Source organism: Micromonospora sp. NPDC093243, from assembly GCF_044753725.1.
In the GTDB taxonomy this organism is placed as follows: domain Bacteria; phylum Actinomycetota; class Actinomycetes; order Mycobacteriales; family Micromonosporaceae; genus Micromonospora.
In genome coordinates, this window is sequence record NZ_JBIVNT010000005.1 from 698,909 (window position 1) to 714,131 (window position 15,223).

The 15,223-nt window shown below is 71.5% G+C and carries 8 protein-coding genes; 4 read left to right on the top strand and 4 right to left on the bottom strand.

Annotation, left to right across the window (positions count from 1 at the left end; genetic code table 11):
- Positions 1 to 19: 19 nt before the first annotated feature.
- Positions 20 to 1,495 carry a M23 family peptidase gene (locus ACIP9D_RS20670; RefSeq protein ID WP_350875892.1) on the bottom strand — a complete coding sequence of 492 codons (1,476 nt, stop codon included), beginning with the start codon at positions 1,493 to 1,495 and terminating at the stop codon, positions 20 to 22.
- 286 nt (positions 1,496 to 1,781) lie between these two features.
- On the opposite strand from ACIP9D_RS20670, the gene ACIP9D_RS20675 reads away from it, so the two are divergent.
- Positions 1,782 to 5,078: a DUF2961 domain-containing protein gene (locus ACIP9D_RS20675; protein ID WP_350875890.1), complete on the top strand. Its 3,297-nt coding sequence runs from the start codon at positions 1,782 to 1,784 to the stop codon at positions 5,076 to 5,078.
- A 133-nt stretch (positions 5,079 to 5,211) separates the two neighbouring features.
- Here ACIP9D_RS20675 and ACIP9D_RS20680 read toward each other — a convergent pair whose 3' ends face one another.
- Together ACIP9D_RS20680 and ACIP9D_RS20685 are read right to left on the bottom strand one after the other, a co-directional pair.
- Positions 5,212 to 5,634, bottom strand: coding sequence for an acyl-CoA thioesterase (locus tag ACIP9D_RS20680; RefSeq protein WP_350875888.1), 423 nt, complete (start codon positions 5,632 to 5,634; stop codon positions 5,212 to 5,214).
- Positions 5,635 to 5,644: 10 nt separating this feature from the next.
- Positions 5,645 to 6,478, bottom strand: coding sequence for an endonuclease/exonuclease/phosphatase family protein (locus tag ACIP9D_RS20685; RefSeq protein ID WP_350875886.1), 834 nt, complete (start codon positions 6,476 to 6,478; stop codon positions 5,645 to 5,647).
- Positions 6,479 to 6,895: 417 nt separating this feature from the next.
- On the opposite strand from ACIP9D_RS20685, the gene ACIP9D_RS20690 reads away from it, so the two are divergent.
- Together ACIP9D_RS20690 and ACIP9D_RS20695 are read left to right on the top strand one after the other, a co-directional pair.
- Positions 6,896 to 8,434 carry an FGGY-family carbohydrate kinase gene (locus tag ACIP9D_RS20690; protein WP_350875884.1) on the top strand — a complete coding sequence of 513 codons (1,539 nt, stop codon included), beginning with the start codon at positions 6,896 to 6,898 and terminating at the stop codon, positions 8,432 to 8,434.
- Positions 8,431 to 10,065: a fucose isomerase gene (locus tag ACIP9D_RS20695; protein ID WP_350875882.1), complete on the top strand. Its 1,635-nt coding sequence runs from the start codon at positions 8,431 to 8,433 to the stop codon at positions 10,063 to 10,065. Before ACIP9D_RS20690 ends, ACIP9D_RS20695 begins: the two co-directional genes overlap by 4 nt.
- Before the next feature lie 193 nt (positions 10,066 to 10,258).
- On the opposite strand, the gene ACIP9D_RS20700 is transcribed toward ACIP9D_RS20695, so the two are convergent.
- A complete protein-coding gene (locus ACIP9D_RS20700; RefSeq protein WP_350875880.1) occupies positions 10,259 to 11,257 on the bottom strand; it encodes a LacI family DNA-binding transcriptional regulator in 999 nt (332 codons plus the stop codon).
- Between the two features lie 636 nt (positions 11,258 to 11,893).
- Here ACIP9D_RS20700 and ACIP9D_RS20705 point away from each other — a divergent pair.
- Positions 11,894 to 15,145: a DUF2961 domain-containing protein gene (locus ACIP9D_RS20705; RefSeq protein ID WP_350875879.1), complete on the top strand. Its 3,252-nt coding sequence runs from the start codon at positions 11,894 to 11,896 to the stop codon at positions 15,143 to 15,145.
- The last annotated feature ends 78 nt before the right edge of the window (positions 15,146 to 15,223 follow it).

Here is a 15,223-nt window from a genome sequence, read left to right on the forward strand (position 1 = left end):
GCGGTGGAGCTGAGGTGGATCAGGTGGGGAGTGAGCCGCCCCAGTTGTCGGCGCCGAGTTGGCCGTTGGTGTCGTTGATGAAGCGGTGTTCGAGGGTGCCGTTGGTGGTGCGGTAGAAGACGTGGTGCTGGCCGGGCGTGGAGAGCCCGGCCGGGTCCCCGGCCACCACACCGAGCGCCCCCCAGGTGTCGTTGCCCGGGTTGGCGCCGGGCCACCAGTACCAGTGGATGAGGTCGCCGTTGGCGCGGCGGGCGAAGATGTGTTGCTGGTTGCCGTGGACGAAGGCGTGGGGGTTGCCGGTGAATGCGCCGCCGGCCCAGATGCCGCCGTTGAGGGTGCCGGTGGGGTCGTCGAAGAAGCGGTGTTGCAGGTTGCCGTCGGTGTTGCGGTAGAAGACGTGGTGTTGGTTGCCGTTGTAGGAGAAGCCGGTGGGGTCGGAGGCGACACCCGAGGTGACACCCCAGTTGTCGACCGACGGGTTGATGCCGGGCCACCAGTACCAGTGGATCAACGCGCCCGAGGCGGTGCGGGCGAAGATGTGCTGTTGGTCCTTGTGCACGAAGGCGTAGGGGTTGCCGACGAACGCGCCGCCGGGCCAGACGCCGCCGGCGACCTGGCGACTCACCGTGTCGTAGAAGCGGTGCTCCAGGTTCCCGTCGGGGTTGCGGAAGAACACGTGCTGCTGGTTGCCGTAGGCGAAGCCGGTCGGGTTGGACAGCACGAGGCCGGCGGTGTTCCAGCTGTCCAGGCCGGGTGGGTTGGTGCCGGACTGGAACCAGTGCCGCAGGGTGTTGTCGGTGCCGCGGGCGAAGACGTGTTGCAGGCCGTCGTGCACGTAGCCGACGGTGGTGCCGGCCAGTGGCGCGCCACCCCAGTCGGGGCGGACCACCCCGGTCGACGGTGACCAGGAGAAGTTCGTCAGGCTGCCACCGGTGTTCACCATCGCCACGTGCTGCGCACCACCGAACAGGTACGCCCGACCGGCGACCGCACCGCTGGTGCCCGCCCGCGCCTCGGCGAGCAACGTACGGGCCTTCGCCTCGCTCTGGTCGTACCGGTCGGGAAACGCGGACCGCTGTACCCGCTGCGCGATCTGACCGGCGGTGCACGCCGGGCAGCGGCCGTCTTCGACCTGGGCGCGGCTGAAGAACTGGGTGGCGGCGTACTCGACGTTGAGGATCTGCTCGGGAGTGCCCCAGCCGTAGCTCGGCCGCTGCTGGAAGACCCCGAGTGAGTCCTTGTCACCGCAGGGCAGGTTGTTCATGTGCGACTCGACCCAGCCGGCCTCGAAGCCGGCCAGCATCACCCGGTCGGAAACGCCGCGGGACAGCCCGACCTGGTAGACGATCCGGATCACGTTCGGGTCGTGGTTGGGTGGGATGTACTGGCACGCGGCGGCGGCGGGCGCGCCGGCCGCGACGACCGCCGCGGTCGACGTGAGCACCGCGGCTGCGATCGCGGCGCCCAGTCGGTGACGGATTCTTCGGGTACGCACGAAAGGCTCCTCGGGGTCGGTGGGGGCGGTGCGCGGGCGGCGCGGCATCTCGGCGGCAGCCCCGGGGATGTGCAGAGAAATCGATTGCCCTGAGTTTCCGAATGACGGTGACGCCTGTCAATGGGTCGACGAAGGATTTCTACGAGATTCGGGGGAGGGGCGGCGGATACTTCCTCCATCCCTCGAAACCGGACGGGCAGGTATTGACAAGCATCGAAGGCCGCAGTTTACTGCGCCGAGCAATCGATTTCTGACGCGCCCGGACGGCACTCCCGAAGGGACACCCATGAGGCTCCGTACCCCCAGCTGGCTCGGTGTCGCCACCGCGGCGCTGCTCGCCACCACCGCACCCGCGACAGCCACCGCCGCCCCGCCGGCCGCCGCCGGACCCGGCACAGCCGGCGTGACGGTCCTCGCCACCGCCGACGACAAGGGCCCGATCGGCTGGGACGCCTACCGCAGGCTGGACCGCCTTCCCGAACTGGCCGCCGGCACCCGCACCCGCCAGTTCTCCAGCTTCGGCCGCGACGGATCCAACGACGACGGCTTCGTCGGCACCTACTCGTGTCTGCGCCAGAGTGGCGGCTGCGTCATCGCCGAGGACCGTGGTCCCGGCGAGGTGCAGTCCATCTGGTTCACCCGCGACGGCGGCAACGTCAGCGCCACCGGCTGGATCCGCATCGAGCTAGACGGGGTCACCGTCGTCGACACCGCGCTGCAGAACCTCGTCAACGGCGGTCTCGGCAGTCCGTTCGTCGCTCCCCTGGTGAGCAACGCCGACCAGACCTCAGGCGGCGTCACCGTCAAGGTGCCGATGCCCTACCGCGACTCCATGCGGATCACCACCCAGAACAACCCGCTGTTCCACCACGTCACGTACCGCGAGTTCGCCGACCCGGCCGGAATCTCCCGGTTCAACCCCGCCGACCCGGCCACCGACGTGCTGGACAAGCTGCGCGCCGCCGGCACCCGGGACCCGAAGCCGGCCCAGCCCGGCGCGACCACGGCCGGCGCGACGATCAGCATCCCCGCCGGCGGGCAGACCACCCTCGCCACCCTCACCGGGCCACGGGCGATCACCGCGCTGCGGCTGCGGGTACCCGACGGCGCGGCGACCGAGCCGAACCTGTCCGGGCTACGGATACGGATCACCTTCGACGGCCGGGCGACCGTGGACAGCCCGGTCGGTGAGTTCTTCGGCGGCGGGCTCGGCGAGCGCGGCGTCCGCTCCCTGATGTTCGCCATGGACGCGGCTCCCGGCGGCTGGTACAGCGCGTGGTGGCCGATGCCGTTCCGGTCCACCGCCACCGTCGCGCTGGCGAACACCACCGGCGCCGCCGTCAGCGGCGTCCAGGCCGAGGTGACCTCGGCGCCGGGCGCCCAGTGGACGGCGGCGCTCGCCGCCGACGGGGTCGCCGGTCACTTCACCACCCAGTCGCGCCGAGCGGAGACCGTCGGCGGCAGCGACTGGATCGTCGCCGACCAGGCCGGGCGAGGCCGGTTCGTCGGCGTCTCCCAGACCATGCGCGGCCACATCACCGGCGGCAACACCCGCAACTATCTCGAGGGCGACGAGCGGGTGCACGTCGACGGCTCGCCGACACCGCAGCTCTACGGCACCGGCACCGAGGACTTCTACGAGTCCGGGTGGTACTTCAACCGCGGCGAGTACAGCGGCGTCTTCACCGGCAACACCGCCCACCTCTTCCGCGCCGGCGGTTGCGTCGACGAATGCGACGCCACCTACCGCCTGATGATCGGCGACGCCGTGTCGTACGCCAGCGCGCTGCGCTTCGGCATCGAGCACGGGCCGGCCAACGACATGCCGGCGAACTACGCCTCGACGGCGTTCCTCTACACCCAGCCGACCGTCGCCGTGCGCCGGACCGACACGCTGGTCACCGGCGACGCCGCCAGCCGGGCCGCGCACGGCTACACCGACGCGGCGGCGACCCAGTACGCGCTCACCGCGCCGTTCGAGGGCGACGACGACAACCTCACCGTGAGTGGCCAGGTCCGCGCCAGTACGGCCGCGATCAGCTTCCGGGTCGCCGTCGACCCGGCCAACCAGGGCGTACGGCTGCGCCGGCAGGGCGACCAGCAGAGCGGCCACCAGCAGGCAGCCGTGGCGGTGGACGGTGCAGCGGCCGGCGTGTGGCTGCAGCCGCTGGGCAACGCCCGGCAGCGCTGGCTGGCCGACGAGTTCGTGCTGCCGGCATCGCTCACCGCGGGCCGCTCGGCGGTCACCGTCACGCTGACACCGGCCGCCGGCGCGCCCGCCTGGACCGCGGCCCGGTACCTCGCCGAGAGCATGGTTGCGCCGTTCGCCGATACCGTTGCGCCCGGCGCCGTGGCCGGCGTGGCCCTGGCCGGCGGGCGGGTACATGCCCTGGGCCTGTCCTGGTCCGAACCGTCCGACAACGTCGGGATCGCCGGCTACCGCATCTACTCCTCGGGCGCGCCCGGAGTCGCGATCACACCGGCCAACCTGGTCGGCACGACGCGGACGACCGGGTTCCGGCACGGCCCGCTGCCGGCCAACCAGACCCGCTACTACCGGGTCGTCGCCGTCGACGGCGCGGGCAACACCGGCGCCCCGTCGGCCGAGGTGTCGGCGACCACCCGACCGCGCGCCGCCAGCGACGTCGACGGCGATCGCCGCGACGACGCCGTGGTCTTCACCCGCGGCACCGCCGCCGACGTGTTCGCCTCGCTCTCCGACGGCGGCCGGTTCGTGCAGGACGGCTGGCTGTGGAACGACTTCTTCGCCCCGGGCGCAGAGCTGCCGTTCACCGGAGACGTCAACGGCGACGGCCGGGCGGACGCCATCACGTTCACCCGGGGCGAACTCGCCGACGTCTACGTCGGTCTCTCCACCGGGTCCGGCTTCGCCGGCGGGGCCAAATGGCACGACTTCTTCGCCGTCGGCACGGAGATGCCGGCGGTCGGCGACGTCAACGGCGACGGTCTGACCGACATCATCACCTTCACCCGGGGCGAGAACGCCGACGTCTACGTGGCCCTGTCGACCGGCTCCGGCTTCGGACCCGGCCTCAAGTGGCACGACCGCTTCGCCGTCGGCACCGAGGTGCCGGCGGTGGGCGACGTCAACGGCGACGGCCGCGACGACATCGTGACGTTCACCCGCGGCACCCACGAGCAGGCGGACGTCTACGTCTCGCTCTCCGACGGCACCAGGTTCGCCGAGGAGGGCTGGAAGTGGCACGACCACTTCGCGGTCGGAAGTGAGCTGCCCGCGGTCGGCGACGTCAACGGCGACGGCCGCGACGACATCGTGGCGTTCACCCGAGGCACGGCGGGCGATGTGTTCGTGTCCCTCTCCGACGGCGGCCGGTTCGTGCAGGACAACTGGAAGTGGCACGACCTGTTCGCCCTCGGGACGGAGCTGCCGGGCGTCGGCGACTTCGACGGCGACGGACGCGCGGACGTCGTGACGTTCACCCGCGGCACCACGGCGGACGCGTTCGTCTCACTCTCCGACGGTGGGCGGTTCGTGCAGGCCACCTGGAAGTGGCATGACCACTTCGCGACCGGCAGCGAGTTGCCCCGGCCGAGCGTGTGACCATGCGGCCTCCGGGCGTCCGGCGTTCTCGTGCTCGGGGCGACCCTGCCGGCCGTCCCGTGCCGACCCGGGCCCGCGACCACGGCACGCCGCGCTTCGCCGTCGACGGCACCCATCGCCTGGCGCGGGCGGCTCAGAGGTTCAGCGGCGCCGGGTCGGTGGCCAGCTCACGGAAGCGCGACCGCGGGTCGGGCACCAGCCGCCGGGACGCCAGGTCGAGCAGCCCGCCCACCCCGGTAAGCGTCGCGACCGGGGTGCCGTCGGCGAGGGTGTAGTCCTGCTCGAGCTGGAAGGTCTTGCCCTCGCCCCAGCGGAACCCGCAGGACACGTCGAGCTCGTCACCGCCGCGCAGCTCGCGCAGGTATTTCAGCGTCACCTCGAGGGCGACCGGCCCGACCCCGGTGGCGAGCAGCCGGTCCTGCGAGATGCCGGCGGCGCGCAGGCACTCCCACCGGGCGTGCTCGCCGTACTGAAGGTAGACGGCCTGGTTCAGGTGGCCCTGGGTATCGAGCTCATAACCGCGCACGGTGATGCGCACCCGGAAGGGATCTCCCATGCGCCCGAGCCTAACCGGGAGCTATGACCGGGCCGTCGATCGGCGGGAGCGGCCCGGGAAATGTGCCAGCCGCACTCGGTCCCACCGGGGGCGATGTGGCCGCCGCCGAGGGCCGTGCGGCCACCGGGGACGTCTGCCGACGGATCGTGAGGGTGGCCAGGAGTCCCGGGTGGTCGGTCGTGCCGTGCATGCCGATCGACCGGCCGCAACAGATCGTGATGTCGGTCGTCGCCATGATCTGTTGTAAAGCGCCGTCGTCGATTCGTAGGTAGCCGGGTGGCATGCAGGACCGGACGTCGGGGGAACCGCCGCCGCGGAGGTTGAGGTCACCGCCCAGCACGGTGGGCGCGTATCCGGTGCGGCTGCGGATCGCCGGTATGACCGTGTCCAGCAGGTGGCCGCACTGGGCGAGCGCGACGGTGGCGCTGGTGGCCGCCAGGTGTGTCGTGCACGCGTGCAGCCTGCCGGGGACGTGGACGCAGAGCCAGGCCCGTTCCTCGGGGTCGACGAGATCCTGCGTCGGGTGGATTCCGCTGTGCACGCTGTGCCTCGGCTCCGGCGCCCGAAGGTGGGTCAGTAGCCCGATGCCGTACGGCTGGCCGTTGCGGCACCGGGTGACGTCGCCGGTAGGGCGGTCACCGGCAGCCTTGAAGGCGGACACGACGGTGCCGGCGCTCTGGACGTCCGCCAACGCGCGCGCCAGCACGGCCACGTCGTCCTGGCAGATCTCGTTGAGGGTGACCAGGTCGGGTGCCTCGGCCTTGATCAGCTCCGCGGCCTCGGTCACCGATCGGCCCGTGTAGCAGCCGGCGCGGCCGCTGTTGCAGAGGTTCGTCTGGAGCACCCGCAGGACCGTGGATCCGCTGGGGTCGGCCGCTGAGGATCCGGCCGACGATCCGGCGGCGGCGATCAGGCACACCACGGCCAAGGCGCGGCGGAGACCTCGGTACCAACGATCAGCCACGCGCCGACCGAGGATCCCGGCCAGGGCAGAACTGCGCGGAAAACGATGCCTCGCGGGTACGGGGCGCGGGTGGCGTCGGCGGCGCTCGGACATCGGACTCCGGATGGGGGAGGCGACATCGTCGCCGGGGTGCCAGCGGTCCTGCTGGCGACCGTAGCAGGAGCAGACCCGCCTGCTCCCGCTTCGTCGACGGACGGCACGGGCGCACTGTGGAACGGGTCGATCGGCCGGGCCGGAGCGAAAAACGTATGCCGATCGACCTTGATTCGGAAATCGATTGCTGGAACAGTGGCGGCCATGAGGGTTGCGGCCGTCCTGGGCGTGGACATCGGCACATCCAGCAGCAAGGGCGTGCTCGTCGACGTGGACGGCCGCGTGCTGCGGTCGTCCAGCCGGACGCACGAGGTGAGCCGGCCACGGCCCGGCTGGGTCGAGATGGACGCCGACGTCTGGTGGCAGGAGTTCGTCTCGCTCACCCGCGACCTGCTGGCACCCGGCGACGCGGAAGTCGTCGCGGTCGGGGCCAGCGGCATGGGCCCGTGCGTGCTGCTCACCGACGCAGCGAACACCCCCCTCCGCCCGGCCATCCTCTACGGGGTCGACACCCGCTCGACCGACCAGATCGCCCGGCTCAGCGAGCGGTTCGGCGCGGACGAGATCTTGCGTCGCTGCGGCTCCGCTCTGTCCAGCCAGGCGGCCGGCGCGAAGGTGGCCTGGGTGGCCGACAACGAACCCGACCTCTTCCGACGCGCCCGTCGGCTGTTCATGCCCAGCTCGTGGCTCGCCGCCAAGCTCACCGACGAGTACGTGCTGGACCACCACTCGGCGAGCCAGTGCACACCGCTGTACGACACCGACGGCCACGACTGGTACCGCCCCTGGGCCGCCGAGATCGCCCCCGACCTGGTCCTGCCCCCGCTGCGCTGGCCCGGCGACGTTGCCGGCCGGGTGACGGTGGAGGCGGCGGCGGTGACCGGACTGCCGCCGGGCGTCCCAGTGATCACCGGAACCATCGACGCCTGGTCGGAGGCGATCAGCGTCGGCGCACAGGGCGTCGGCGACCTCATGCTGATGTACGGCACGACGATGTTCCTGGTCCACACCGTCGCGGCCCGGGTCACCGACCCGTCGCTGTGGGGGACCGTCGGCGCACTGCCCGGGACCCGCAATCTCGCCGGTGGCCTGGCGACCTCCGGGGCCATCACGGCGTGGCTGCGCGAGCTGTTCGGCTCGCCGGACTATCCCGAGCTGCTCTGCCTCGCCGAGGCCTCCGGTCCGGGCGCCCGCGGGCTGCTCATGCTGCCGTACTTCGCAGGCGAGCGCACGCCGATCCTGGATCCGCAGGCCCGCGGCATCCTCGCCGGCCTCACCGTCGCGCATGACCGCGGTGACCTCTACCGCGCCGCGCTCGAGGCGACCGGCCTCGGCGTACGCCACAACATCGAGACCATCGAGGCGAGCGGCGGTGACATCCGGCGCGTCGTCGCGGTCGGCGGGGGCACCCAGGGCGGGCTCTGGACGCAGATCGTCTCCGATGTCACCGGACGCGCCCAGGTGATCCCCGCGCAGACCATCGGGGCCAGCTACGGCGCGGCCTTCCTGGCCGCGCAGACCGGGTGGACCGTCTCGATCGAGGCGTGGAACCCCGTCAAGGAGATCCGCGAACCCCGCGCCGAGTTCACCGCCGACTACGACGAGCTGTACGGGCTGTATCGCGAGCTGTACACGAGTTCCAAGCGGGTCGCCCACGCGCTCGCCGCACGTCAGGTCCGGTTCCTGGCCGCCGCTCGGACGGACGCCAGCGAAGAGCAACGCACCGAAGGAGTCGCCCTATGACCAGTTACACGCTGCCCGTGCTCGCCGACCCGCCGTCGGCGGCACCCGGCACCGTCTACACGGTTGCCAGCGGCGATCTCCGGCTCAGCGCGAACGTCACCTGCTGGCCCACCCAGCAGCAACTGGAGGCCGACCTCGTGGCGGCGGTCAACGCGCTCGGCTGGAAGGTCGAGCGCGGGCACGGCATCGACCCGGGCAAGGGGCACGGGTTCATCGACAGCCAGCGCGCGGGCATCGAGGTCTTCAAGCGGATCCCCGCCGACGCGCCACTGATCGTGGTCGAGGCCGTCTGGCAGTACAGTCACCACGTCCTCGCCGGGCTGCGCAGCCACCGGGGGCCGATCCTCATCGTGGCCAACTGGAGCGGCGAGTTCCCCGGCCTGGTCGGGCTGCTCAACCTCACCGCGAGCCTCACCAAGGCCGGCGTAGCGCACTCCGCGCTGTGGAGCCGGGACTTCACCGACGAGTGGGCGATCGGCGGGCTGCGGACCTGGCTGGAGACCGGCCAGCTGCGCCACGACACCAGCCACGTGCGTGACCTGCCCGCGCTGCCCGACGACGCGGAGGTCACGCTGGGCCGGTCGCTGGCCGGCCAACTCGCGGCGGAGAAGGCCATCATCGGCGTCTTCGACGAGGGCTGTATGGGGATGTACAACGCGATCTTCGACGACGAGCTGATCAACCCGCTCGGCATCTACAAGGAGCGGCTGTCGCAGAGCGCGCTGGTCGCCGAGATGGCACGCGTCTCCGACGAGGAGGCCCGGGCGGTCCGCCGGTGGCTGGACGACGCTGGCATGACCTTCCACGTGGGCACCGACGAGGCCACCGAGCTGACCGAGGCGCAGCTGCTCAGCCAGTTCAAGATGTACGTCGCCGCCCTGCGCATCTCCGACGACTACGGCCTGGACGCGGTGGGCATCCAGTACCAGCAGGGCCTGAAGGACACCGTCCCGGCCAGCGACCTCGCCGAGGGTCTGCTGAACAACGTGCAGCGGCCACCGGTGCTCAGCCGTGACGGCAGTCGCGAGCTTTACGCCGGGGCGCCGCTGCCGCACTTCAATGAGGTCGACGAGGGGGTGGCCGTCGACTCGTTGGTCACCAATCGGATCTGGACGGCGATGGGCCTCGACCCGGCCACGACTTTGCACGACATCCGGTGGGGCGAGCGGTACGGCGACGACTTCGTCTGGGTCTTCGAGATCTCCGGCTCGGTGCCGGCGTCGCACAACGGCGGCTACGACCGGTCGTACAGCATGCGCCAGCCGCCGATGTTCTTTCCGCTCGGCGGGGGCACCCTGAGCGGGGTGTCCAAGCCGGGAGAGATTGTCTGGTCGCGGGTGTTCATCATGGACGGCGCACTGCACGTGGACCTGGGCCGCGGCACCGTCGTCGAGTTGCCGGCCGAGGAGACCCAGCGCCGGTTGGACGCCACCACGGCGCAGTGGCCGATCATGCACGCCGTCCTGCACGGTGTCGACCGGGACCAGTTGATGGCGCGGCACAAGGCCAACCACGTCAACGTCGCCTACGCGCCGGATGCGGGGACCGCCGACAAGGCGCTGCGGGTGAAGGCGGCCATGTTCGCCGAACTCGGCGTCCGGGTGCACCTGTGCGGTGAGGTCAACCTCTGACGGCTCGCGTGGTGCGATTCCCCCGGCTACGGGCGGGTCACCTGGGAGACGGCACCGGCCGCGGGGGCCCGGCGGCCGGTGCCGGGGTCCGGGAGCCGACGGGACGGGGAGCCGACGGGACGGGGAGCCTGACGCTGCGCTGGGGTGGGCAGGCTTCCGTCTCTCAGCGCGGGCGGCCCGGCCACCGGCCCGGTCACCTCGGGCGGGTGGAGCTCTCGCGTACCCGCAGGCCGGTGCTGAGGGTGACTGTCGACGGCGGCCGTGTCGGGTTGGCGATCCGTTCGGTGAGCAGTACCGCGGCGGCGCGCCCCAGGTCGTAGGTCGGCTGGGAGACGGTGCTCAGCGACGGTCTGACCAGATGGGCCCAGGGAATGTCGTCGAACCCGACCACCCCGAACTCGGCCGGCACCTTCACGCCGCGGTCGACGAGGCACTCGACGGCGCCGACCGTCATCAGGTTGTTCGTCGCGAAGACGCTGTCCGGTGGGTTGTCGCTGTCGAGCAGCGAGGCCATGGCCCGGTAGCCACCCTCCTCGCGGAAGTCCGCGTACCGCACCAGATTGTCGGTCGCCTCCCGGTCGTGCGACCGCAGCGCGCGCTGGTAGCCGCGCAGCCGCTGGGCGGCGGTGGAGATCCGGCGTGGACCGGTGATGCAGGCGACCCGCTGGTAACCGTTGTCGAGGAGGTGGGTGGTCGCCATCTCGGCGCCCTGCACGTTGTCGACGAGCACGGTGTCGATGTTGACGCCGCGTAGCTGGCGGTCGATCGCCACGACCGGGATGCGCGCCTCGACGAGCCGGTTGATGACGGTCGGTCGGCCGGAGGTGGAGATGATGACACCCGCCATCCGCTCGGCCAGGGCCGCGGCGATGTACCGGGACTCCTTCTCCGGATCCTCGTCGCTGTTGCACAGGACCACCGAGTAGCCGGCGCTCTGCCCGACGTCCTCCACCCCGCGCACCATCGAGGTGAAGAAGGGGTTTCCGATGTCGGAGATGATGACCGCCCAGAGGCTGGTCTGACTCAGGCGCAGGTTGCGGGCGACGGCGTTCGGACGGTAATCCAGCTCCCGCATCGCCTGCTGCACGCGCTCGGCCATGACCGGGTCGACCGTGGTCCGTCCGTTCAGCACCCGAGACACCGTCGCGGGCGAGACCTGAGCCTGCCGTGCCACGTCGTAGATCGTCGCCATTCGCCTCCCTCCGCTCGCCCTTCCTGACGCTGCGCTTCGGCGCGGCCGCCCAGCCCGCCGCGGCGCCGGAACCCGGCATCCTACGGGTGGTAAGTGGCCGAACCGTCACGGGTGTTAACCGCCGGTTTCCGGCGCCGACAGGGTCGCCGACCGGGCCTGCCGCGCTCAACCGTCGACGCTGAGCCGCAGGCCGGCGTCACCCCGACCCGACCACTGCCTCAGCCTTCGACGTCACGAGGATACGCCCGCTCCGGCACGACCAGTCACGGGCCGGCAGCGCAGGGTGCCCGCACGCGCCGCCATCGTCGCGGGTCGCTGCTCACCCGCCGGCACCATGCTGGTCACCGATGTGGCCCGGGTGAGAAATCCGGTGAGGACTGACGAGTCGGAGCACGGAGGGCCTCCCAGCCGCCGCAGCGTCTGCGGCGTGCTCTCCTGAGCGAGAAATCGTTTGCTCGCCCTGATCGAGGACCATAAGAGGGCGTTGGATCGCTGTCAACAGCATCGCCCGTCGGGGGCGACAGAGGATTGACCGCCGTGCGGCGGCGTGCCTACCCTGATCGCTATTGCAGCGAGAAATCGATTCCCTGATCCTGCATCGCGACCCGCCCCACCCACCGACGTGGAAGGCGACTCATGACACCCACCACCCCCGCGCCACGTACCTCCGCCCGCCGGCTGCTGCGCGTCGCGTTCGCCGCGGCGCTGCTCGCCGGAACCGCTCTGGTCGGCCCGGCCGGGCCGGCCTCGGCCGCCCCCACCCCCTCCGACAACGGCCCCACCGGATGGGACGTCTACCGCAGACTCGACCGGCTCGCCGAACTTCCCGACGCCCCGCGGGCCTACCAGTTCTCCAGCTTCGACCGCAGCGGCGGCAACGACGACGGCTTCTCCGGCCAGTACTCCTGCCTACGCACCGGCGCGGAGGGCTGCGTCCTCGCCGAGGCCACCGGTCCCGGTGAGATCGACTCGATCTGGTTCACCCGCGACGAGGGCAACGTCTCCGCCACCGGCACCATCAAAGTGGTCCTCGACGGGGTGACCGTGCTCGACGCCAAGCTCCAGGACGTCGTGGACGGCAAGCTGGGCGCGCCCTTCGTCTACCCGGTGGTCGCCAACGCGGCGCAGAGCTCCGGAGGCGTCTACATCAAGGCGCCCATGACCTACCGCAGCTCGATGCGGGTGACCACCGAGAAGAACCCGGTCTTCTACCACGTCACCTACCGCAAGTTCACGACCGCCGACGGGGTGCGCACCTTCGACCCGTCGGACCGCGCGCTGGACGTCATCGACCAGCTCAGGGCCGCCGGCACCCGCGACCCCAAGCGCCCGGAGCCGGGCGCGACGACCACCGAGCGAAAGTTCAGCGTCCCCGCCAAGGGCGCGGTGACCCTCGCCAGCGGCGTCGGCCCCGGCGCTGTCAACGCGCTGCAACTGCGCATCCCGCAACTCGTCGGGCCGCCGGCGCCGGTCGCCGACGACGGCCGCGCCTACGGGCCCGGCGGCGGCAGCGAGTTCCGGGTGGCCGTCGACCCGGCGAACACCGGAGTGCGGCTGACCCGCCGGCTCGACCCGCACATCGGCCACCAGCGGGCGCAGGTCCTGGTGGACGGCGTGCCGGCCGCCGAGTGGCCGGCCAACGACCCGGTGCCCTTCGGCACCTGGCTCGACCAGAGCATCGACCTGCCGGCGAGTGCCACGGCAGGCAAATCCACGATCACCATCCGCAACCAGTTCGTCTCGTCGGACCTGGACGTCAACGAGTTCACCTACTGGGTCGACAGCCTCGTCGCCGGCACCGCCAAGCGGACCGACACCTTCGACCTCGGCCCGTCCCACACCGACGCCGAGGCCGCCCACGGCTACCGGATCACCGCGCAGACCTGGCAGGGCAGCAACACCATGAGCTACCCGGCGGACGCCGACAGCAAGGCGGCCATCGCGGCCTCCGACGCGGTGCTGCGCGACAGCCGACTGCGCATCACGTTCGACGGCAGGACCACCGTGGACGCGCCGCTCGGCGAGTTCTTCGGCACCGGCCTCGGACTGCACCCGGTGCGATCGCTGATGTTCGGTGTCGACCCCGTGACCGCGACACTTGCGGCCTGGTGGCCGATGCCCTACCGGTCACGGTTCAGCATCGAGTTGCGAAACGGATCCACCGTGCCGATCACGTCGTCGGTGGCCTCCGTGACCACCGCCCGCTCCGCCCGCTGGGCGCCGGCGCTGCGCCCGAGCGGCACGGCGGGCTACTTCCGGGCCACCGCGACGAGCGCCGACACCACCCCCGGCGCCGACCATCTCTTCCTCGACGTGGCCGGCCGCGGAAAGTTCGTCGGCGTCACGCACACGATGGAAGGGCACATCCCCGCGGGCAACCAGCGCAACTACCTGGAGGGCGACGAGCGGGTCTACGTGGACGGCGCGCAGAGCCCGAGCATCCACGGCACCGGAACCGAGGACTTCTACGAGAGCGGCTGGTACTTCAACCACGGCACGTTCTCGGCGCCCACCAACGGCAACCCGGCCCACGAGGTCAGCGACTACGGCTGCCAGTACGACTGCACCGGCGCCTACCGGCTCATGCTCGCCGAGGCGGTGTCGTTCTCCACCGACCTGCGGTTCGGCATCGAACACGGCCCGGGTGACCAGGACCCGGCCCGGTACGGCTCGACCGCCTACTGGTACGGGCAGGACACCGTCGGGCAGCGCTGGACCGACACCGTCGACGTCGGCGACGCCGCCAGTGAGTCGGCGCACGGCTACACCTCCGGCGGCGAGCGGGAGGTGCTCACCGCGACCTATGAAGGCGACGACGGCGCGCCCCGACCGGTCACCGACGACACCCGCGCCTCGAGCACACCGGTTCGGTTCCGGGTTTCCCTGGACCGGAACAACACCGGCGCGGTGCTGCGCCGGGTGGGCGACCAGGCCGCCGGATACCAGTCGGTGAGCGTCCAGGTGGACGGGCGCAACGCCGGCACCTGGTCGCAGCCACTGGCCAACGCCGCACATCGCTGGCTGGAGGACGAGTTCCGGATCCCGGCCGCGCTCACCAAGGGCAGGTCGACGGTGACGGTCGCCCTGACCCCGACCGCCGGCGCGCCGGCCTGGTCAGCGGCCCGCTACGCGGTGCTCAGCGAGGTCACCCCGTTCGTCGACCGGACCCGGCCCACACAGGTCACCGGGCTCACCGCGACCAGCGGCACGACGAACGCGGTGGCGCTGACCTGGCGCTCGGCCACCGACGACGTGTACGCGCCGAGCTACCAGGTGTTCGCATCGCGGCAGGCCGGGTTCACGCCCGGGCCGGACAACCGGGTGGGCGTCACGACCCGGCCGAGCTTCGAGCACAGCGGGCTGGGTCTGCGCGAAACCTGGTACTACCGGCTACGCGCGGTGGACGCCGAGGGCAACCTCGGTGCCTACTCGGCGCCGGCGTCGGCCACCACCGGCGACACACTGCGCGTCGAAGCCGAGTCGCTGCTGCCCGCGGTCTCCGCCGATGCTCCGGCGGACGTGCAGGGCGACTGCTGTGGCATCCGCTGGTCGCGCGGCGCGCAACTGTGGTTCCGACCGGACGCGCCGAACCGGAGTGTGACGGTGGCGTTCGAGGTGCCCACGACCGGCACCTACCAGCTGCACCTGGTGCAGACGCTGGCCCGGGACTACGGCACCAACACGGTGGCGATCGACGGCACCCGCATCGGCGAGGCGTTCGACGCGTACCACTCGCCGGAGGTGGTCGTCAGTGACCCGCTGGACTACGGCCAGCGGCAGCTGTCGGCGGGCCGGCACACGCTCACCCTCACGGTGACCGGCAAGGCCGCCGCGTCGAGCGGGTACCTGGCTGGCCTCGACTACATCGAAGCTCGTCTAATCTCTTGACCGGTCCGGAGTCGGAGGCCCGTGCCGCGGGCCTCCGGCTCCGCCCAATCCGCAGATCCCGCAGACGAGCCACGAGGT